We start from the raw sequence: 20,183 nt of genomic DNA, 5'->3' as shown, positions 1-20,183 counted from the left end.
CCGGCCAATCGCGCCGAAGATGTCGACCCGTCAGCCGGCTGCAAGCGCCGGCTGGCCGTCCGGCTCACGCTCTTTCGCTGGTGCAAGCTGGCAACCCCATGTCACAATCGATCAAGGGGGGCTGGTCACCAGTAATGAGCAAGAGCGTGCGTTCGAAGAAGAAACGTGGGCTGCTGGCGCCGCTTGCGCGTTCTATCGCGGCAATCGTCCTGGCGGGCTCGGTGCTGGTTGCCGGGCTGTGGTACCTTGCCAGGCCGGCGGTGCCGGATGGCTTTTACACCAGCCGCCGCGACCCCATTCCGCCGCCTGGCACTCTGATAGCCAGCGAGCCGTTCACCCGCGACGTTCCGCAAGGCGCTCGGGCCTGGCGGGTGCTCTATGCCACGACGCGCGCCGACGAGACGCCTGCGGTCGCAAGCGGGATTGTCATGGCCTCGATGGGTTCGAGCGCCGCCGGCAGGCCGGTAGTCCTCTGGGCGCATGGCACGACCGGCATGGAACCCGGCTGCGCGCCATCGGTGTTGAAACATCCATTCGACAACGTGCCGGCACTCGAGGCCCTGCTCGAGCAGGGCTGGGTCTATGTCGCGACCGACTATGTCGGCCTCGGCACCGCCGGCGGCCATGCCTATCTGATCGGTGAGGATGCCGCGCGAGCCGTGCTCGACTCGGCGCGCGCCGCGCGCCAGATGCCCGGCCTGAATGCCGAGGGCAAGACCGTGGTCTGGGGGCATTCGCAGGGTGGCAATAGCGCGCTGTGGGCCGGCATGCGCGCCATGGGCTATGCGCCGGACGTCAACGTGGCCGGGGTGGCGGCGCTCGCGCCGGCAACCGACCTGCGCGCGCTGTTCAGAGCCGTGCAGGGCACCATGTTCGGCAAGATCGTGTCCGCGTATCTTGCCGAGGCCTATGCCAAGGCCTACCCCGATGTCCAGTCTGGCGACTATCTCGGTGCCGTGTCGACGATACTCGCCCGCGACATGGCGGGGCGATGCGTCGGCGGCAGGGCCACCCTGCTCTCGATCGCCGAGAGCGTGCTGCTGCCGGGCGGCATCTTCCGTCGGGATCCGGCCTCGGGCCCGTTCGGCGCAAGGCTCGACGAGAATATGCCCAGCGGCCCGATCAATGCCCCGGTCCTTATCGCGCAAGGCGCCGACGACGACCTGGTCCCCGCCCGCATCCAGCAGGCCTATGTCGCGAAGCGATGCTCAGCGGGACAGGAGATCGACTATCGGCAGTTCGATGGCCGCGACCATCTTTCTCTCGTGGCCGGCGGCTCGCCGCTCGAGGCCGGGTTGATCGCGTGGACACAGGACAGGTTCAACGGCGCGCCCGCGACGCCGAACTGCGCCCAATAGTGAATCCCCTATTAGAACGGCAAGCGGATTTCGTCCGGCTGGCTGGGGACTCCGGGCCAGCCGATGTCCTTGCGGATCTCCGGCGGCAGTTCGGTCAGCTCGCGCGTCGTGCGGCGGCGCTTGCCGGCCTCAGCGAAGGCGGCGCGGATTCGGTTGAGATTTTTGAACATGGAAGCCCCCATAAATCAGCGTCGGAAAACCGGTGACGCCTCTTCACCCGGCGCTGCTTTTGCTTTGCGTCTGTAACCGGCGGATTGCGCGCGAACCGTGAAATGCTTCACGAAGCCGGAGCGGCTCGAAACATTTGCATGCAAACTAATTTATGGGACCGCACACACGATCCATGCGCATAGCGTGAGCCCGCGCGCCCTGCAATTTCAGATGCCTGGGCCTGTTGCCTTATATGTCGATTCACGTCCCCTGGAAGGGAGCGCGCCTTATTGCGGCGAATTCGAACCGGCCTGCTGTGCGGTCCGCGCCGACAGCCGACCTTTACGGGCGAGCGTTGGCTTTGAGTATTCTTTCTTCATGGAGCAATCCCCCGACCTTTCGCGCAAAGTGCTGCATCGGCGCATGAACGTCAAGCGCCGGACCTTGCCGGTAGCCGACGCTCGATCGCCCTGCCGGGAGCTAGCCGGCAACCTTCCCGCCTCTCGCCACTTCCCTGCCCGTCCGATAGACAGTGCGATCCTTCGGCACCGCCACCACCGCTTCCGGAACGTGTGCGGCCCGAAGAGCGACAAAGTCGGCCTTGGCGCCGACGGCGATGCCGTAGCCTTCGAGCCCCAGCGCCGACGCGCCGGCATGGCTCACCAGGTCGTAAGCGGCTTCCAGTTCCCGGTCCTCGTAGAAACCTGAACGGTAGCCGATCATGTTGGCGCGGTTCAGCATGTCGCCATCGCCATAGGGCCACCAGGAATCGCGGATGTTGTCCGAGCCGGCAAAGACCGTGACGCCCGCCTTGCGCAGAGCGGCCACAGGCGGGAAAGGGTGATCGCCGGGCGCATTGGTCATGATGGCGACGCCGGCGGCGGCGATCCTGTCGCCAGCATTGGCCAGCGCGTCGGCGGAGATGTCGCCCAGCGCATAGGCGTGGCTGACGGCCACTTTTCCGTGCATGCCGGATGCCGCGGTCCGGGCGCAAATCTCCTCGATCTCGAACAGGCCGAGCGTGCCTCGGTCATGCAGATGGATGTCGACGCCGACGCCGCGTTTGTCGGCGAGGCCGAAGACGACATCGAGATGGCCCTTCACATCGCGATCGAAGCTCGCCGGGTCTAGTCCGCCGATGAGGTCGCAGCCGAGCTTCAGCGCTTCGTCGAGAAGCTCCGCAGTGCCTGGCGAGGACAGGATGCCGCTTTGCGGGAAAGCCACGAGCTGGATGTCGACCAGGTCACGGTATCTTTCCCGCACGCCAAGGATCGTCTCGAAATGCTTCAGCCCGACATCGGCATCGACCATGACATGGCTGCGCATGGCGAGGCTGCCATGGCCGACGCACAGCTCGAGCTGGTTCTTCGCGCGCTCCTCCATGGGTGCCGCCTGTTCGAGGTTGCGCATCTGGAAGGCGACGCGCTCGCGCACGTCGAAACCGTCGGTGCAGGGAATGTGCGGGCGCCAGGCATCGCCATAGAAAGACGTGTCGAGATGGATGTGGCCCTCGACGAAAGCCGGCAGCACGAGCTGGCCGGCGAGATCGGTCGCGCCGGCCGGCGGCATGGCCTTGCTGGCGGCTGGCGCGACGGCGCTGAAGCGGCCGCCTGCGACGGTGAGGTCGGCAAGTGTCCCGTCGGCAAGCCGGGCGTTGAGAAAATGAGTCCGGTTCACGATGCAATCCCTTGAAAAGGAAAGCGTCAGTGGTCGCCGGTCGAAGGGACGAGGTCAATGCGGCCAGGGATAGAAAGTGTTTCACCCTTCCCTTCTCCCTTGCGGGAGAAGGTGGATCGGCGCGTAGCGCCGAGACGGATGAAGGGTGTTGGAAGGAATGAGGCGCCAGTGAATCCGTACGGTCACATCTGGACAAGCGGTCTTGCCAAGCTGGAACACCCCTCATCCGACCGACCTTCGCTCGGCCGCCTTCTCCCGCAAGGGGGGAAGGAAAGAGCTCTCTCCATATACCGCTTTCGCGTAAGTTTCAGCGCACCGCTAATATGCCATGATGAAGCCTGCGGTATGAGGCCGCCGTGGTCGACGCGGACGCCCAAGCACATCCCCAACAATGCGCCCCCAACGGCCGCGTCGACCAATGACCCGCCGACGGCAGCCTTTGCCCTAGGTCGCCGTTTCTTTCGGCTTGTCCTCGATCAGCCCTTTGTGCCGGCATATTCGGCGACCAGCCCCTCATACGCCTCGAAGGCCGGCAGCGCTTCGTAACTGTGCACGGCGGGCGTCGTCGCCCAGGGCAGCTTCTCAGCCGTCCAGGTTTCGATGAAGGGCGTGAACCAGGCATGATCGTCGAGCATGGTCGGGCGCAGATTGACGAACCAGTCCATCCCTTCGGGCCGGGTGAACATCCAGCTCATGCAGTAGCCGCAGAAATAATGTCTCGAGGCGCCATGCAGGCCGCCGATCACCGGCTCGCCTTTGATCACCGCGAAACCTTCGGCCGGGATCGCGGCGCTCAGCGAGTAGGCGCTGGACGACATGCGCTGGCAGCCGGTGCAATGGCAGGCCATGGTGAGCAGCGGTTCTGCCGAGATCTTGAGGCGGACGCGGCCGCAGCGGCAGCCTCCTTCGGCGGGCAGGGAAAGCGTAGGCAAGATGGGCTCCTTGGGTTGGGGTTCTTCCCTTCTCCCCCTGTGGGAGAAGGTGTCGCCGCAGGCGACGGATGAGGGGTGCTCCAGGGAAAGCCAGCGTCTCACTCCGCTGGAACACCCCTCATCCGTCTCGGCGCTGACGCGCCGATCCACCTTCTCCCACAGGGGGGAGAAGGGGAAACCGCGCTCAGCCTTCCACCAGTTCCGCCGTCGCCGCCATCCGCGCGCCCTGCATCTCGAACGCCTCGTTGTGGCGGGCGATGATGTCGGGCGCCTTCTCCTCGTCGCTGTCCAGCGTCGAATGCGCGTCGGAGACCACGGTGACGCCGAGCCCTTCGGCAAAGGCTCCCTTGACGGTCGCCGCGACGCAAAAATCGGTCTGGGCGCCGATCAGCACGACGTCCTTCGCGCCCTGCTCCGCCACCCATTCGGCGAGATCGGGATTGGAGAACGCGTTGCCGACCTTCTTGCCGAAGGTCGGCTCGTCGGCGGCCTGGCCGAGCAGCGCCCATATCGGCCAGTCGGCGGCGCCCGGCGCCAGCGGGTCGCCCTCCGGCCCGTCATGGCGCACGAACGCCACCTTGCGGCCGGTGCGCCGCGCCCAGTCGATCAGCCTGCGCGCGCGCTCGGCGATGGCGTCGGCGTCATGGATCGGCGGATCGAAACGGCCGTCGAACATGCCGGCCTGCAAGTCGATGACGATGAGCGGCGCGGCGGCGGAGGGAGCGGTGTCAGGCATGGCGCGACGATAGCGTGGGTGGGAGGCGGGTCAAGACGGGGAAGCCGGCGACCACCATCTTCTTAACAATCTGCGATTGAGATTCTCAAAGGACACAACTAACCTCGTCGAGGAATCGGGGGATGACAATGAATGAACAATACACGGTACACCTGATCGGCGGAGACACGGGCGGCGAGGAGCAAGCAGTGTTCACGTTGCACGACGTGGGAACCAGATGCAGGCTCACCTGCAGTTATCGCAACAAGGTCATCGAAGCCGACGAAGACGACTATTTCGAAGCGCTTTGCCAAATCCGCAGGCAGCTTGAAGTGGAAGGAATACTGCCCTTCTGCTACGGCGCGAGTGGCAATGTTTTCCCTGAAGGCACCGTGACAGGGATGACCCGCGGGATTGTGGTCTGCAAGGTGAAGACGGGAGAACGTCCCAAAGAGAGCGACTTGGTCAACATATTTGACGATGGCCCTGACGTGGTGCCTTTATTCGTCGACATGCAGCAGCAGTTTTGGGATTCCTGGCTCGCTTCCCTGCCCCCCGACTTAAGCAAAGAGGAAGTCAGCGCGGCGCCCTCTTTCCTGCGATTTCTGACACGTGGCCTTGCCAAGGTGTTGAAATCGCTTTCTCCTCCGCCAAGGGAAAGATAGCGCCGCACTCATGACATCAGCGGCATCGGACCCTTCAGCGCTTCGGCCAGCGCGTCGCGGAACACCGCGATGGGGCGCGCCAGCCTGCCGGCCGGCGGGCGGTGGAGCAGCCAGCAACGCACCTGCGGCTTGAAGCCGGGACAATCGACCACCTCGACCGCGTCGCGCCATTGGCTGCCCGACAGGGCGCCGGGGGTGACGACGCCGATGCCATGGCCGCGCGCCACCAGCGACATGCGTAGATCGGCGCCCTGCGCCTCGACGCCGACACGGAACGGCAGCCGCGCCACCTCGAAGCGATGGCGGATGAAGGCGCGGAAGCCGCAGCCGGTTTCGTTGAGCACCCAGGGGTAGCGGGCAAGGTCTTCGAGCTCGGCCGGCTTCGGAACCTCAAGGGCTGGCGAAGCGACCAGCAGCACCGCCTGCACGCCGAGATCGTCGCCGACGAGTTCGGGCGGCGGCGCGACGCCCTCGGCGAGGCACACCGCGACGGCGTCGATCTCGCTGCGCAGCACCTGTTCCACCAGGCGCGGCGACAGGCTGGAGGTGATCTTGAGCGTCAGTTGCGGGAAGGCCGCGCGCAGACTGTCGAGCGGCTCGGACAGCGCGCTGGTCGACAGATAAGGCATGATGCCGAGGCGAAACTCGCCCCTCACCTCGCCCACTGGCGACACGCCCGCCTTCAGGTCCTCCAGCGAGCGCAGCACGCGGCGGCCATGCTCATAGGCCTCGCGGCCCGATGCGGTTGGTTTGAGCGGCTTCGACTGGCGGTCGAGCAAGGGCGTCGCCAGCTGCTCCTCGAGGTTCTGTACCCGGCGCGTTACGCCGGGCTGCGTGAGGTTGAGTCTGGCCGACGCGCCGACGATGGAACCGGTTTCGACGACGGCGACAAAGGCCTCGAGGTCGTGGATATTCATGCGCATCTCGCATAATCATTATCAGATGATTTCAATTGTAGCATTATAACCACTCCGAATAAAGTCTCGCCCGACTATGCGGACAGCGAGGCACCCCATGAACGGAACAGACAACGCCCGGATCGCGACGGCCGGCTTCGCCGAACGGCGGCCGCATGCCGGCGGCGGGACCATCACACCCTCACAGACGCTGCTGTTTGCCGCCTCGGTCGGCATCATCGTCACCAATCTTTTCGCGCCGCAGACGCTGGTCGGGCTGATCGGTCCGTCGCTCGGCGCCGCGGCATCGGAGAGCGGCCTGGTCTCGATGGCCACGCTGCTCGGCTATGCGGCCGGGCTGTTCTTCCTGGTGCCTCTGTCGGACCTCGTCGAGAACCGAGCGCTGGTGCTGCGCATGCTGTGCGCGGCCGCGTTCGCGGCGGCGATCGCCTCATTCGCGCCGTCTGCCGCCTCTTTGCTCGCGGTGCTGTTCGTGCTCGGCGCCGCCTGTTCCTGCATACAGGTGCTGGTGCCGGTGGCTGCCTCCATGGCGCCGGCGGGACAGGAAGGACGCGTCATCAGCGACGTCATGAGCGGATTGATGATCGGCATCCTGCTCTCGCGTCCGATCGCCAGCCTCGTCGCCGACGTTTTCGGCTGGCGCGCCTTCTACGGCATCAGCGCCGCGGCCCTGGCGCTGCTTGCCATCCTGCTCGGCCTCACACTGCCAAGGCGCAAACCGCCGGCGCATGCGACCTATGCGAGGCTGATTGCCTCGCTTGTCGGGCTTCTGGCTGAGGAGCCGGTGCTGCGACGGCGCGCCTTCACGGCCAGCCTGGTGATGGCCGCCTTCAGCGTGTTCTGGACGGCGGTGGCGCTGCGCCTCTCGGCCCCGCCCTTCGATCTCGGCCAGAAAGGCATCGCCCTGTTCGCGCTGGTCGGCGCCGGGGGCGCGGCGGTGACGCCGATCTTCGGCCGCGCAGGCGACCGCGGCTTCACGCGCCCTGCCACGGTTGTCTGCCATCTCGTGCTGATCGCGGCGCTCGGGCTCGCCGCATGGGCCGGCATGGAGACGGGCGCGGCCAAGGCCGGCGCCGCATGGCTGCCGCTCGTCCTCATGGGCATCGGCGCGGTACTGCTCGATATCGGCGTCACCGGCGACCAGACCCTGGGCCGCCGGGCCGTCAACCTGCTGCAGCCGAAGGCGCGCGGCCGCATCAACGGGCTGTTCGTCGGCATCTTCTTCATCGGCGGCGCGATCGGCTCGCTGCTGGCCGGCATTGCCTGGGCCTGGGGCGGCTGGAATGCCGTGTGTGCGGCCGGAGCCGCGTTCGGGTTCATCGCGCTGGTGGTCGACCTGGCAGGCGGGCCGGAGTAGCAGGCACTCTCTAGGCGTTCCTCGGATCGGCCAGGCATTGCGGGATCGCGCGGGTGGCGGCGATCAGCTTGCCGCGCACTTCCGAGGGCCGGCGCAGGTTCTGCCAGTAGGCGCCGATGCCCTTCATTTCATTGCCGGCATCGCCGCCGAGGGCGCCGTCGGCGCTGACCAGCATCGTCACGATCTTGACGCCGCAGGCAAGGTTGCGGTCGGGATCGGTGATGTCGACCTCCGACTTGAAGCCGCAATGATATCGCTGCTCGTCCGACAGCGACAACTGCAACAGTCCGATCGAATACTGGTCCTGGTCCTCTTCCCAATAGGCGGCGGAGCTGTTGTTGACGGATTCCGCGCTGACCAGGTCAGCAAGCAGCGTGCGCCAGAACACGGCGCGACCGCCGCGGTCCTGGCGCAGATAGCCCGGACAGAACACCCCTATGTCGGAAGGCTCGAGGCCGCTCAGCGGCTTTTCGGCATCGATCAGGTAGGCGAGCTTGCGCGTCACGGTCTTGTGGTCGACCAGTCTTGTCACCGCGCCCTGCCCCGCAAGGCAGTTCTTCGCGAAGGCCTGCGCCTCCGGCTGGGTGGTGTGCCCGTGGGATTTCCATTGCGCAGTGCAGGACGGCTGCGATGCGACGACGGGCGCCGCCTCCGCAGGAGCAGCCGTAAGTTTCTCGGGCTTCGACGCGGCGGCTTTCGGTGCGGCGACTTTCGGCGGGGCGGCCTGCGGCACGGCGCTTTCGATGACCTTGGGGTTGGCGCAGCCGTCGAGCGCCAGGGCAAGTCCCATCAATGCCAGGGCGGCGCGGATCGACTTCGACCGAAGCCCGGCCACCGAACGGACTGGTCCGTAAGCGCGCAAAGAACCCCCTCCCGAGCAGTAAACAGGTACAGACCAGCCCGGCCTCGTACGGTCACTCTGCCAGATCGGCCGTAGCCTGTCACCCGATCCCGCCGGTGATCGTGAAGGTTCCCTTACAGCGCCCTTCGGGCAGCCGCGCGACGGCCGTGACGATCGATCCGTAGGCGCCGCGCCAGACGCTGTGGAAGCCCTGATGCATGGAGGCCGGCACGACGATTCGACCAGTGTGGCGGTTGCCTTGCGCCTGCATGACGACGGGCTCGCCATTGACGTGAACCTTCACTTCGGCCGGCCGGTCCGCGCCGACCTCAAGCTCGATCGCGATCTCGTCGGTATCTCCAGAGCGCGTCGTCGTGGCGGTGAGCGCCAGCGTGAGCGGCGCATCGCCGGCCGCCGCGCCCCTGCCCTTAAACACATCATCGGCAAGCGCAGGCGTGCGCGGCGGAACGGTGCGGCGCCGCGTGGCGCGTTCATAGTCGCCGGCGATCATCAGCAGCGCCGTGTCGTCATAGGCCTTGCCGGCGAAGGTGAGGCCGACCGGCATGCCGATATCGGCCATCGTGCCCATCGGCACGGTCACCGTCGGAATGCCGAGATGGCGCCAGACCAGATTGCCGTTGGCGACCCAGGTGCCGTTGCGCCAGGCGAGCCGGGCGGAAGCTTCGTTCACATCTGCATCGGCCGGCCCGACATCGGCGACCGCCGGCAGCACCACCGCATCGAGGCCATTGGCGTCTAGCCAGTCCTCGAAGTCGGCGCGGCGCGTTGCCTCCAGGCCTTTCAGCCCCGCCTCGATCGTCGGAATGGCCGCGAGCGGCGTCACGCCTTTGTTCGCTCGCTCCACATATTCGGCAAGGTCCAGGCTGTCCTCGCCATAGCGGTCGGGCAGCGAGCCCGGCGGCTGCGGGAAGATCTTCGGACCGTCGACCGAAGCAAGGTCGGGTATGGCCGGATCGGCATTGGCGCGCAGAAAATCGTCCCACGACCAGATGGACAGGTCCCAGATCTCGCGCTCGGCGAAGTCCTTCGGCACCAGACCACGATCGACCATCGATCGCGTACCCGGACGATCGCGCTCGTAATTGGAGACGACGGGGAAATCGACCTCGACCACCTCGGCGCCCAGCGCCTCCAGGTCGCGCGCCGCCTGCCGCCACAGCTCCAGCACCGAGGCGCGGGTCTCGATCGGGCGGTCGGCGATTCCATCCTTGCCGATATACAGTTTCGGCACGCCGAGCCGCTTGCCCTTGAGCGCGCCTCGCAGCGGAAGGGCGGTGTAGCTCGCCGGACGCAGCACCGAGGCTTTCGGGATATCCACCCAGGGCTGCACGCGCCAAAAATCGCCGCGCGTTTCGGCATCGTCGGCGACGATCACGTCGAGCAGTTCGAGCAGGTCGGGAACGGTGCGCGTATGCGGCACCACCACATCCATGGTCGGCACCAAAGGCCAGTTGCCGCGCACCGAAATCACGCCGCGCGAGGGCGTGTAGGCGACCAAGGCGTTGTTGGAGGCGGGAGCGCGGCCGGACGACCAGGTTTCCTCGCCGAGCCCGAAAGCCGCGAAGGATGCGGCGGTGGCGGTGCCCGAGCCGTTGGACGAGCCGGAGGCGAAGGCGGCGGTGAGGAAATCCTTGTTGTAGGGGCTCTCGGCGCGGCCGTAGACGCCGCGCTGCATGCCGCCATTGGCCATCGGCGGCATGTTGGTCAGCCCGATCAGCACCGCGCCGGCGGCGCGCAGCCGGGCGATGGTGAAGGCGTCTTCGCCGGCCACAAGATGCTCGAAGGCCGGCGAGCCTGCGGCGACCGTGAGACCCTTCGCCTTGTAGCTGTCCTTGGCGGTGTAAGGGATGCCGTCCAGCGGTCCGAGCGTCTTGCCCTCGCGGCGGCGCCGGTCGGAGGCTTGCGCTTCCTCGAACATATCCGGGTTGAGGACGGGCACGGCGTTGAGCGTGATGCCGTGGCGGTCAAAGTGAGCGATGCGCCTGAGATAGGCCGCGGTGAGCTCGACACTGGTGACGGTGCCCTCCTCCAGCGCGCGGCGCAGATCGGCGATCGAGGCTTCGACGAGGTGGAGAGTGGGCATGATTGGCTCGGGTTGGGTGGGGTTTCACTACCCATGCCCTGCCGGATGTTTACACCGCAAGGGGGAGATTGGCTGTCACGCCTGCTTTCGCCGATCGTCGGCGATGCGCTCACAGCGTCTTGCTGTCGAGTTGGCCGTTTTGTTTCATCATTTCGATATAGATCTTGGCTTGGGCGTTGCCGTGTTCCGCGGCCTTCAGAAACCATTTGGCGGCTTCAGGGTAATCCGGCTTTCCCAAAGCCCCGAGAAAATAGAGTTGGCCGAGGCTGAACTCGGCGTCGGCGTTGCCAGTCTTTGCAACCTCCAACCACGTTTTTTCGGCGGCTTTGCTGTCTCGGGCCACACCTCTGCCATTGGCGTAGCAGTAGGCAACCCAAAGCTGTGCTGCAACATTGCCCTTGTTGGCGGCCTTCAGCCACCACTGCATCGCATTGACTTCGCTTCGGGCCACGCCGGCGCCTTGCCAGTAGGCAATCCCGAGACTTGACTGCGCGAAAGCATCGCCCTGATTGGCCGCCTTCAGCCACCACGAAACTGCCTCGGCGTCGCTCCGGGCAACACCCTTGCCCGTCGCATAGGCATTAGCCAGCGCCGACTGCGCAGCGATGTAACCTTGCTCAGCCGCTTTGCGGTACCAGACGACAGCTTGAGCATCGTCCTTTCCGACCCCGCTGCCCAGCGCGTAGGCATTGCCGATGGCGGCTTGCGCGTCGACCTGGCCACGCATCGCGGCCTTCATCCACCATTCGAACGCCTTTCTGAAATCCTGCTCTACGCCGTGGCCGCGCGCATAAAGCGTGCCGAGCAAACTCTGCCCGGTCGGCTCGCCTTTGTCGGCGGCCTTTCTCACCCACTGTTCGGCAAGCTTGTCGTCCTTCTCGACACCTTCGCCGAGATAATAGGCGAGACCTATGCAGTATATCGCTTCGGCACTTCCTCCGTCAGCTGCCTTCCGCCACCAATACAGCGCCTGTTCATGGCTCTGGGCAACGCCTTGGCCTTGCCTATACAGGACACCAAGCGCGAACTGCCCATTCACATTGCCCTTGTCAGCCGATTGCCTGGCATACTTCAAGGCTAGCTGATCGTTTCTTTCCACACCTTTGCCCAGGGAATAGGCTTGGCTGAGCCCTAATGCTGCTTCCGCGTTGCCCCGTTCTGCCGCTTTACCCCACCAATAGACCGCCAGCTTTTCATTTCTTTCAACGCCTTGGCCGTTCCAGTACATCACTCCGAGGCCGGACTCCGCGTCAGAATTGCCCATGTTCGCCAGCAACGACAGTTGGCGAAACTCTTCGGCATAATCCCCGGCCAAGGCAGCGGCCTGTATTTTTCTTATGGCCGACCACTGAACATAGTAGCTCCGCATCGGCCCAAACAACAAAAAGCCGGCTACGACTAAGGCCAGGCACTGCGTTGGCCCGGGGCGCCATACACGCCGACCAAAGACTGGCGCCTCCGACTTAGGTGGCCATTCGTAATTGCTCAAGATTACCCGCCCATTTGCAACCAACAGTAGTTGATAGCGCAAGCTGGGTCGAACTGAAATATACCCTGTGATTAAAAGCTACTTCGGCGCCCCGGCGAACAGCACCTTGCCATCGCCCCCCGCCGCCGGCCAGTCGCGGATGGTACGGTCGATGCCGCCTGTCAAAAGCGTGCCGTCGGCGGCGAAGGCGACCGAGTAGATCGGCCCGGTGCCGGGGTCGAATTCGGCGATCTCGGCGCCTGTGTCCATGTTCCAGATGCGCGCCGTGCCGTCGAGCGAGACCGAGCCCAGCCGTTTGCCGTCGGAAGACAAGGCGAGCGCGTAGACCGTGCCTGAATGGCCGTCGAAGCGGCGGACCTCCCTGAAGCCGTCGAGGTCCCAGAGCTTTATCGTGTAGTCGCCGCTGCCGGTCACGGCATGGTGGCCGTCGGCAAGGAAGAGCGCGCCATAGGCGCCGCGCTCGTGGCCGTGCCAGCTGCGCAACTGCTTGCCGGCGACGATGTCCCAGAGCTTCAACTCGCCGTCGATGCTGCCGGTGAGCGCCCTGGCGCCGTCGGGAGAAATGGCGACGGAGCTCACCGACCAGTCGTGGCCGGGCAGCACGTGCAGCACACTCCCCTTCTCCAGATCCCAGACGACGACGGCGCCGCTGTCATGGCCGCTGACGGCGCGCTTGCCGTCCGGGCTGATCTTCAGTTGCCTGACGCCACCGTTCGCACCGGACGAAAAGACGTGCAGCACCGCGCCGTCGGAGAGCTGGCGCAGCACGATCTCGCCGTCGTCGCCAGCGGTGAGCGCGGTCTTGCCGTCGGGCATGAACAGCGCGCTGCGCGCCATGTCCTTGTGCTCGCCCAGATCGCGGATCAGCCGCTTGCCGTCGATGTCCCACAGCTTGATCATGCGGTCGGTGCTGGCACTCATGATCTCGTGGCCGTCGGCCGACACAGACAGCCAGACGATGGCGTCGCGATGGCCTTCCGGCGCTGTGGGCTGAGCGGCAGGCGCGGGCGGTGGCGGCGCCACCGTCTGCGGCGGCGAGGCCGGCGCGAGCGCTGTCTGCTGCGGCTGGGTGGGCTGCGGCGGCGCTTGCTCGGCTGGCGATGCCGGCTGGACGGGCGCCGCAACCGGCTCCGCGGGCGGCGCGGGTTTCGCAGCCTCTTCCTGCGCAGGCGCGTGCGTGGCTGGCTTCGCGCTCGCCTGCGGCGTGGCTGGCTTCGTAGTCGCCTCCGGCGTGGCTGGCTTCGTAGTCGCCTGCGGCGTGGCTGGCTTCGCGCTCGCCTGCGGCTCGGGCGTCGGCTCGGCCGGCCGGGGCGCCGGCTCGGCGGGCGCGCTGGCGACCTCCTTCGCCGGCTCCTCGGTCCGCCATGGGCCGAACTGGTCGGCGACGATGATGAGCAGGGTCAGAAGCGGCAAGGTCAGCGCGATACGGCGCAGCCGCGGATGCCCGGCCGGCGCGATCCCGGCGTCGCGGCCGAACAGAGGTGCTGCCGGATCATGTCTTGCCGGCGCCGGCAGCAGGCCGGCGAGGAAAACCAGCCCGGCAAGCACCGACAGCAGGCCGGCCGCGCCGAAGACTTCCGCGCGCAGCGTCGCCGGCGGCTTGCCGCCCAGAGCCAGATAGAGCTTGGCGAAGCAGGCGATGCCGATGACGAGCATCGCCAGCGCAAGCAGCCTGTCCGTCGATCTTTGCATCGCTCTCTCCCCCCGCACCTCACGCCGCCCGATGACGGCAAAAGCGGCCGCCATCCTAGATCGGGATGACGTTTCGTTGAAACGTCATCCCGATCCAATTCCTTGTTGGATCATGATCTTATCCGAATCGAAGGTCAGCGAAGCAAAAACCGGCTCCCACTTTTTCTGGATCATCTTCTAGCCGAGCCTTTGCCGAGGCCAAGTGCCGGACATCACAGAGAGGCGATAAACGTGCTTCGACAGACCCGTCTCCCGCGAGACGCCTTCGGACCTGACCGGCAGCCGGGTCATGTTTCGCGCCTGATCGCCGCCCCGCATGGCGGCCGGCCCACACTGTGGGCGTAAAGCCACATTCCCCAGGAATGGACCGATCGGCATGCGGCTTGGTTGACACCACAGGATGTTATGGGATCATCCGGCAGGGATTTTGCAGGAGAGCTTGGCATGAAGAAAGTCTATGAGAAACCTACTTTGGTTCTTAGAGGCAGACTTGGGGCGATCACCGCGGCGAATGCCCCGGTGGGGTTTTCCAACCCACCGCTTGGATAATTCCAGGCCTGAGAGATTTCTTGCGGGCACGGAGCAGGGGCGATCCTCCCAGGCACCGCAAGCCGCGAGATTTCGAAAAGACCTCTCCGATATTGCGCCTCCCAGGCAATCCGAGGCTCCAGGAACCCGGCCGACGTCGAAAACGAAGCGCCAAGGCTCCCGTGGAGTCAAATGACTCGGCTCATTGCGGTTCCGGACGGTTCGCCGAACCGGCCACATAGGGACCACTTCGCGTAGACAAACCACTTCGCTCAGCGCGCCAGCACAAGATCGTCCAACACGAGCTGCCAGTAGTGCCTGGTGGAAACGCGCACGCGCGTCACGGCCTTGAGCATGGGCGCGTAGTGAACCGGCGCCAGCGCCGACAGCACCACCTCGTCGCTGGCGACAAGTTCGTCGCCGAGCCAGCTTTCAATCAAGGCCACCTCGCCTTCCGATTTCAGCCAAGCGGCGGTGAGCATCACCGAATGAAAGCCGAAGGGCGTGGCGCCGATGAGCTCGGCCGGATGGCCGCTGCTGGTATAGGCTGCGTGGTCGCCGCGGACGTTGCCGTTGAGATAACCCTCGCTGTCCTTGACGTAGTTCCTCACGATGGCGTTGAGGTTGCGCCACTCCAGGCCGGCATGGCCGGAAGGCACTTTCTTGAAGACGAGCGCGGTGACGCCGTCAAACCCGATCCGCGACAGCACGGTCTCGCCGGCGATCGCGTCCGGCCTCAGTTCGCCGAGGTCGGTCGGATAAGGAGAAAGCGCCAGACGCCGCCCGATATCCGGACCGGAGATCTCCACTGTGTCGGCCTCGTCCGGCAGGTCGACGTGGAAGCTGCCGGCCGCAAGCGGCATGGCCCGCAGCAACTCCCCCTTGCCCATCAGCTTCAACGTCGCCAGCGCCGACACGGGAACCCTACCGCGCAGGCTGCGCCCCGGGACCAAACCGACCAGTCCGGGCAGATCTTCTCCCACAAGGCCGGCGGGCGAACCCGGCAGTTCCACCAGCCGCAACGTCTGGCTCTCATTGCCCGTACTGACGCGCCAGCCCTTCGGAACGGACACCGAAAACCGGTAGGCGCCAGGCGCGCGCAAGCTTGCCCAGCGCTTAGTGGTCGACATGAGGAAGTTGGCGAAGCCGGAACTGTTGCTGCGGGCCGAGGTGATGAATGCGCCCTTGTCGTCGAACACCCGTACGACAATGCCGCCCATCGGCCGGTCGGCCTCGCCGAATCTGCCGTCGCCATCGACATCCATGAAGACGAAGGACGAATAATTCAGCGCCTGGGCGCTCGCGGACCAGTCGGCGCGGGCCTGATAGTCGCGCGCCGGGTCGGCGCTGCGACGCAGCTTGCGCCGCTTGCGGCGCCGGCGCAAGGCCAGCGCGATCAGCGCGATGGCGCCCGCGAGGACGAGAGCCGAGGCGAGAAGGACAACAGCGTTATCGGTCATGGGCGCCGCTCTCCCCGCCGTGCCGGCCGCGCAACCGCTTGCCGCTGTCCCGGGGCTGGGCGAAACGGGCAACGCCAACGGCGAGCATCGCCAGCGCAAGCAGCCTGTCGGTCGGTCTCTTCATCGGTATCCCCCGTTTCTTGCCTCGCGGTGACGACGATCAGCCAAGGCCAGATGCGGGATCATGCCAGCTTCGCCGGCCCTATATTCCGCACCTGCCAGCCGCCGCGACCATCATATTATTGGCGGTCGTTACTTCGCTACAACGCTGTCCCCAGAAACAGTTCGGCCGGCCGGGCCGCTTGCTTGACAGAAATCATTCATATGAGACTATCGGCTGCAATTTTCGGGGAGAGCAATCCTATGAAGAAGACTTACGAGAAGCCTGAGCTCGTCCGCAAGGGCAAGCTCTCGGCGGTTGTGGCCGTAGGTTCTACACCTCCGCCTCCGCCCTGATCGGCTAACCCAATTATGGTCCTTCGGTAATCCCCGCCACGGCGGGGATTATTGTTTTTTCGGCGCGAAATTGCGCCTGATCAAGGGAGCGAGTCCCGACCGCGGCTAGCAAGACTAGTCGGAGGTATGCTGATGCTGCCCTTCACCAGCGATCAGTTCCTGGCCAATCTGGCCGCGTACAACCAGGCCATCTGGCCCGTTCAACTGGCAGCCTTTGGCCTTGGCGGCTGCGCGGTGGTCCTGCTCCTGTTGCGGCCAGCAATGGCGGATCGACTGATCACGGCCATCCTGGCTGCCATGTGGCTGTGGACGGGCATCGCATATCACTGGCTCTACTTCAGCCAGATCAACCGGGCCGCTGTGGTCTTTGGCGCCTTGTTCGTCGCGCAGTCGGTATTGCTGGCCAATTCTGGCATCCGGAAACAACTCGGTTTCGGCCGGGATTTCGGGCCTGCCATGGGTGTCGGCATTGCCTTTGTGGGCTACGCGATCGTGCTTTATCCGCTGATCGGCATCTGGACGGGCCACGCATTTCCCCGCATGCCGGCGTTTGGCGTCACGCCCTGTCCGGTCACCATATTCACGTTCGGGCTGTTCCTTCTCGCCAGACAGCCCCTGTCGCGGCCGCTGCTTGCCATTCCGTCGATCTGGTCCTTGATCGGAGGAAGCGCCGCGTTCCTCCTCGGCGTGCCGCAGGATTGGATGCTGCTGGCGAGCGGCATCATTGCGGTCCCGCTGATCGTCCTCGGGGACCGCCGGCGTTCGCGCGCGGCGGGCGCTCAAAAGCCCGCTTAAGCCTCAGCCCAGTTGCACCCACACCGGTGCGTGGTCGCTGGCGTTGTCCTGGTCCCTCGCCTCGCGGTCGATACCCGCCGCTTTGAGCTTTCGCGCCAGCTTCTTCGACAGCAGGATGTGGTCGAGCCGGAGGCCCGCGTCGCGCGGCCAGCGGTTCCGCCGATAATCCCAGAAGGTGTAGAGCCTCCCCTCCCTGGGAAAGACCTTGCGCAGCGCATCCGTCCAGCCCTGCTCGATGAGTGCCGCAAAGGCGGCGCGGCTTTCGGGCTGCACCAGCGCGTTGTCGTCATAGGAGCGGGTCTGGTAGATGTCGCGCGCCTCGGGCACGATGTTGAAGTCGCCGGCAAGGGCGACCGGCAGACCGGTATCGAGAAGCTCGCCGGCATGGGTCGCGAAGCGTTCGTGCCAGGCGAGCTTGTAGTCGAATTTGGGCCCCGGACGCGGATTGCCGTTCGGCGCATAGAGGCAGGCAATGACGACGCCGTCGACCGCCGCCTCGATGTAGCGCGCCTGGCGGTCGGCATCGTCGCCGGGTAGCGCGTCGCGCGTCAGGACAGGCTCGGCGCCGCGAGCGAGGATCGCCACGCCGTTCCAGGTCGGCTCGCCCTTCCAGACGGCCCCATAACCGGCCTTGGCGAGCCTTGTCAGCGGGAACTGCGCGTCGCGGGCCTTCAGCTCCTGCAGGCAGACGACATCGGGCTTCGCCTTTGCGAGCCAGTCGAGCAGGTTTTCCAGCCGGCTGTTGATGTTGTTGATGTTGAATGTGGCTAGTTTCATCAAGTCTGTCGATATTCAGGTGATGCCGGCCTGCAAATGGCGGCTTCCTGCGCTTCCGGTGCTCACGTACGGAAGGTACACTCCGCTCCGGTTCTCGGAAACCACCATTTTCGACTCGGCCTGACCAGAATCTCGGCAGACGTGGCGGCGTAGTCAGCCCGCCATCCGGGTTTTGATTGTCTCCGCCACGGTCTTCAGGTGATCGCCTGTCGAAAAGCCCGAGATCGCCTTGCGCGGTTTCAAATCGTGATCGCCATCCTTCAGCCAGATCACCTCTATTGCCGGGGAAAGCCCGTAGGTCGCAACCTCGTCCTTCGTGCCGAACTCGTCGCGCGTGCCCTGGAAAATCAGCGTCGGCGTCTTCAGGTCGATGAGATGCTTCGTCCGCAACTGCTCCGGCTTGCCTGGCGGATGAAACGGGTAGCCGAGGCAGACCAGCCCGGCGATCTCGCCCTTGGCGAACAACTCGTCGGCAACCATCGAGGCGACGCGGCCGCCCATCGACTTGCCGCCGATGATGAGCTTGCCGGTCACGCCCCTGGCGCGCAGGTCGGCGATCGCCTTGATGTATTCCGGGTTCACCGTCTCGGCGCGCGGCGGCGGCTTGCGGTGGCCGTAGCGGCGCGCCGCCATATAGTGGAACTCGAAGCGCGCGACCTGGAAGCCGGCGGCGGCGAGCGCCTTGGCGGTGGCGGTCATGGAAGGCGAATCCATCGAAGCGCCGGCGCCGTGGGCGAGCAGGATGGTGACAGGGGCGGTGTCGTCGCCGTCGAAGAGGAAGCTAGTGGCCATCAGGTTGGGGCGTCCCGATATAATGATAGGTGACTTTAGAGCCGTGGACTTCCTCGCGCCATTGCTCCGGGTGCAAGGTAATATGGGTGAACACGGCTGCGAAAATTCCCACGATCACGATGAAGAATGGCCTACCGAAGCAAACGCGCTGCTTGTTTGATATGCGGTCCTCGGGGCGCTGCGGGAACGGCCAGCTTCTGCGGTTGTAGTACGTGCCCCAACTGATTTTGCTGTTTTCGAAGAAGTTCCAGCCATTGTTCCAATAATAGAGCAACTCGCGGACCTCCTGCACCGCCAGAACGACAAACCACGCGGAAAATACCATACTGGCTAAACGAGGAAGATTATCCACGGCAGCAGTTTCACCCCGCCGTGCGCGCCGTGTGCAGATCCACGAACTGTATGCCCTTCTGTGCGGTCCGCGCCCATTCGGACTCCGCGTCGAGCTCCAGATATCTCACCCACAGCCGCCGCGCCTCGGCCAGATTCCCGGCATCGAACTCCAGCCTTGCCAGGTTGAAAACGGGGTCGGCATAGGCCTTGTCCAGCGCGATCGCCTTCTGCAGGTGCCGCCTTGCCGACGCCACCTTGCCCTCGTCGCTCATCAGGCCGGCGAGATTGAACCAGGCCTCGACGAAGCCGGGATCGAGCTTGATCGCGCGGGCATAGTCATGCGCGGCTTCCGCCGCGCGCCCGGCGCCGCGCAGGCAGTTGGCGCGGTTGAAGGCGGCGATGGCGTCCTTCGGATCGATCGCCAGGCAGCGCAAGTAAAGCGCCGCCGCATCGTCGTGGCGCCCCTCCTCCTCCGCCGTCTCCGCCTCGGCGAACAGCTCCTCCAGCCTGTCGTCTTGCGGGGTGCCGAGGTCGAACAGCAATTGGCCGTCGAGCTCGCTCCTGCCTTCATCGAGATAGATCGCGTCCGGCCGGCCATGCTGCGAGCCGAGGTTGAGCGACTTGGCGGTGAGCGAGGCGACCGGGCCCGAGCGGTGGACGGAGCGCGCGATCGCGCCCCAGGTGGCGCCGCTCGCGATCAACCCGGCATATTTGCGGGCCAGGATCAGGTCGCGGAAGGAGTAGGGCTCGCCATCGTGCTCGAAGGCGTCGAACAGCGACAGCATGTCGAGATCGTCGCCCGCGAGCCGCGACTGGTCGATCAGCGACTGCCTGGAGAGCGAGGGCGCCTCCGGCGCCTTCATCAGCCCGAGCAGGCGCAGGAAACCGTTCTCGCTGATCAGCCGGCGGCCGGCCTCGCGCTCGGCTTTCATGCGACGCTCCATCTCGGCGTCGCCCGTCCGGCTCGTCGCGGCCTTCGCCAGCAAGGCGCGGCCGAACACGACATGGGTGGTTCGGCGGGTGACGCCGCGCCTGAGCTCCGCATGGCGGCGCTCGACCTCGCGCGCGGCAAGCCGCAATGGAAAGGCGGCCAGCGCGCCGACGACGCCGAGGACGGCGCCCGGAACGATCACTGGCCCCGCATT

19 protein-coding genes are annotated in these 20,183 nt (G+C 65.5%); 4 read left to right on the top strand and 15 right to left on the bottom strand.

The window, feature by feature from the left end:
- The first annotated feature begins 134 nt into the window (after window positions 1–134).
- On the top strand, window positions 135–1,358 hold the full coding sequence (locus ACR64R_RS05475) for a lipase family protein (RefSeq protein WP_487360669.1): 1,224 nt from the start codon (window positions 135–137) through the stop codon (window positions 1,356–1,358).
- A gap of 11 nt (window positions 1,359–1,369) precedes the next feature.
- On the opposite strand, the gene ACR64R_RS05470 is transcribed toward ACR64R_RS05475, so the two are convergent.
- The 4 genes from ACR64R_RS05470 to ACR64R_RS05455 form a co-directional block, all read right to left on the bottom strand.
- Window positions 1,370–1,528, bottom strand: a complete 159-nt coding sequence (locus ACR64R_RS05470; protein ID WP_487360668.1) for a DUF1127 domain-containing protein — start codon at window positions 1,526–1,528, stop codon at window positions 1,370–1,372.
- Window positions 1,529–1,988: 460 nt separating this feature from the next.
- Window positions 1,989–3,185 (bottom strand): amidohydrolase family protein, encoded by a 1,197-nt coding sequence (locus tag ACR64R_RS05465; RefSeq protein ID WP_487360667.1) that lies wholly within the window; start codon window positions 3,183–3,185, stop codon window positions 1,989–1,991.
- 476 nt (window positions 3,186–3,661) lie between these two features.
- A complete protein-coding gene (locus ACR64R_RS05460) occupies window positions 3,662–4,117 on the bottom strand; it encodes a GFA family protein (RefSeq protein ID WP_487360666.1) in 456 nt (151 codons plus the stop codon).
- Window positions 4,118–4,301: 184 nt separating this feature from the next.
- Window positions 4,302–4,853: an isochorismatase family protein gene (locus tag ACR64R_RS05455; protein WP_487360665.1), complete on the bottom strand. Its 552-nt coding sequence runs from the start codon at window positions 4,851–4,853 to the stop codon at window positions 4,302–4,304.
- A 122-nt stretch (window positions 4,854–4,975) separates the two neighbouring features.
- Between ACR64R_RS05455 and ACR64R_RS05450 the strand changes: the two genes are divergently transcribed.
- Window positions 4,976–5,497, top strand: a complete 522-nt coding sequence (locus ACR64R_RS05450; RefSeq protein WP_487360664.1) for a hypothetical protein — start codon at window positions 4,976–4,978, stop codon at window positions 5,495–5,497.
- A gap of 8 nt (window positions 5,498–5,505) precedes the next feature.
- Here the strand turns inward: ACR64R_RS05450 and ACR64R_RS05445 are convergent, their stop codons facing one another.
- A complete protein-coding gene (locus tag ACR64R_RS05445) occupies window positions 5,506–6,414 on the bottom strand; it encodes a LysR family transcriptional regulator (protein ID WP_487360663.1) in 909 nt (302 codons plus the stop codon).
- 97 nt (window positions 6,415–6,511) lie between these two features.
- Here ACR64R_RS05445 and ACR64R_RS05440 point away from each other — a divergent pair, with 97 nt between their 5' ends.
- On the top strand, window positions 6,512–7,771 hold the full coding sequence (locus tag ACR64R_RS05440; RefSeq protein ID WP_487360662.1) for an MFS transporter: 1,260 nt from the start codon (window positions 6,512–6,514) through the stop codon (window positions 7,769–7,771).
- Between the two features lie 10 nt (window positions 7,772–7,781).
- Here the strand turns inward: ACR64R_RS05440 and ACR64R_RS05435 are convergent, their stop codons facing one another.
- The 6 genes from ACR64R_RS05435 to ACR64R_RS05410 form a co-directional block, all read right to left on the bottom strand.
- Window positions 7,782–8,633, bottom strand: coding sequence for a hypothetical protein (locus ACR64R_RS05435; RefSeq protein ID WP_487360661.1), 852 nt, complete (start codon window positions 8,631–8,633; stop codon window positions 7,782–7,784).
- Between the two features lie 79 nt (window positions 8,634–8,712).
- Entirely contained in the window at window positions 8,713–10,716 is a 2,004-nt protein-coding gene (locus tag ACR64R_RS05430; protein WP_487360660.1) for an amidase, read from the bottom strand.
- A gap of 109 nt (window positions 10,717–10,825) precedes the next feature.
- Window positions 10,826–12,085: a tetratricopeptide repeat protein gene (locus ACR64R_RS05425; protein ID WP_487360659.1), complete on the bottom strand. Its 1,260-nt coding sequence runs from the start codon at window positions 12,083–12,085 to the stop codon at window positions 10,826–10,828.
- A gap of 198 nt (window positions 12,086–12,283) precedes the next feature.
- The gene (locus ACR64R_RS05420; RefSeq protein ID WP_487360658.1) at window positions 12,284–13,897 is read right to left on the bottom strand and encodes a WD40 repeat domain-containing protein; all 1,614 of its coding nucleotides are present in this window, start codon (window positions 13,895–13,897) and stop codon (window positions 12,284–12,286) included.
- Window positions 13,898–14,697: 800 nt separating this feature from the next.
- Window positions 14,698–15,885, bottom strand: a complete 1,188-nt coding sequence (locus ACR64R_RS05415; protein WP_487360657.1) for a hypothetical protein — start codon at window positions 15,883–15,885, stop codon at window positions 14,698–14,700.
- Window positions 15,875–16,009: a hypothetical protein gene (locus tag ACR64R_RS05410; RefSeq protein ID WP_487360656.1), complete on the bottom strand. Its 135-nt coding sequence runs from the start codon at window positions 16,007–16,009 to the stop codon at window positions 15,875–15,877. Before ACR64R_RS05410 ends, ACR64R_RS05415 begins: the two co-directional genes overlap by 11 nt.
- Before the next feature lie 464 nt (window positions 16,010–16,473).
- Between ACR64R_RS05410 and ACR64R_RS05405 the strand changes: the two genes are divergently transcribed.
- Window positions 16,474–17,136, top strand: a complete 663-nt coding sequence (locus tag ACR64R_RS05405; RefSeq protein ID WP_487360655.1) for a DUF6064 family protein — start codon at window positions 16,474–16,476, stop codon at window positions 17,134–17,136.
- Window positions 17,137–17,139: 3 nt separating this feature from the next.
- Here ACR64R_RS05405 and ACR64R_RS05400 read toward each other — a convergent pair whose 3' ends face one another.
- From ACR64R_RS05400 to ACR64R_RS05385, 4 genes are all read right to left on the bottom strand, one after another.
- Window positions 17,140–17,913 carry an exodeoxyribonuclease III gene (locus ACR64R_RS05400; protein WP_487360654.1) on the bottom strand — a complete coding sequence of 258 codons (774 nt, stop codon included), beginning with the start codon at window positions 17,911–17,913 and terminating at the stop codon, window positions 17,140–17,142.
- 153 nt (window positions 17,914–18,066) lie between these two features.
- Window positions 18,067–18,705, bottom strand: coding sequence for an alpha/beta hydrolase family protein (locus ACR64R_RS05395; RefSeq protein WP_487360653.1), 639 nt, complete (start codon window positions 18,703–18,705; stop codon window positions 18,067–18,069).
- Window positions 18,695–19,057 (bottom strand): hypothetical protein, encoded by a 363-nt coding sequence (locus ACR64R_RS05390; protein WP_487360652.1) that lies wholly within the window; start codon window positions 19,055–19,057, stop codon window positions 18,695–18,697. Before ACR64R_RS05390 ends, ACR64R_RS05395 begins: the two co-directional genes overlap by 11 nt.
- A gap of 10 nt (window positions 19,058–19,067) precedes the next feature.
- Complete coding sequence (locus ACR64R_RS05385; RefSeq protein WP_487362382.1) at window positions 19,068–20,171, bottom strand: tetratricopeptide repeat protein; 1,104 nt, start codon at window positions 20,169–20,171, stop codon at window positions 19,068–19,070.
- Window positions 20,172–20,183 lie beyond the last annotated feature (12 nt).

The organism is Mesorhizobium sp. MC2-1-1, from assembly GCF_057597255.1.
Note: the sequence above shows the minus strand (reverse complement) of the source record. Positions and strands in the feature narration are given on the sequence as shown.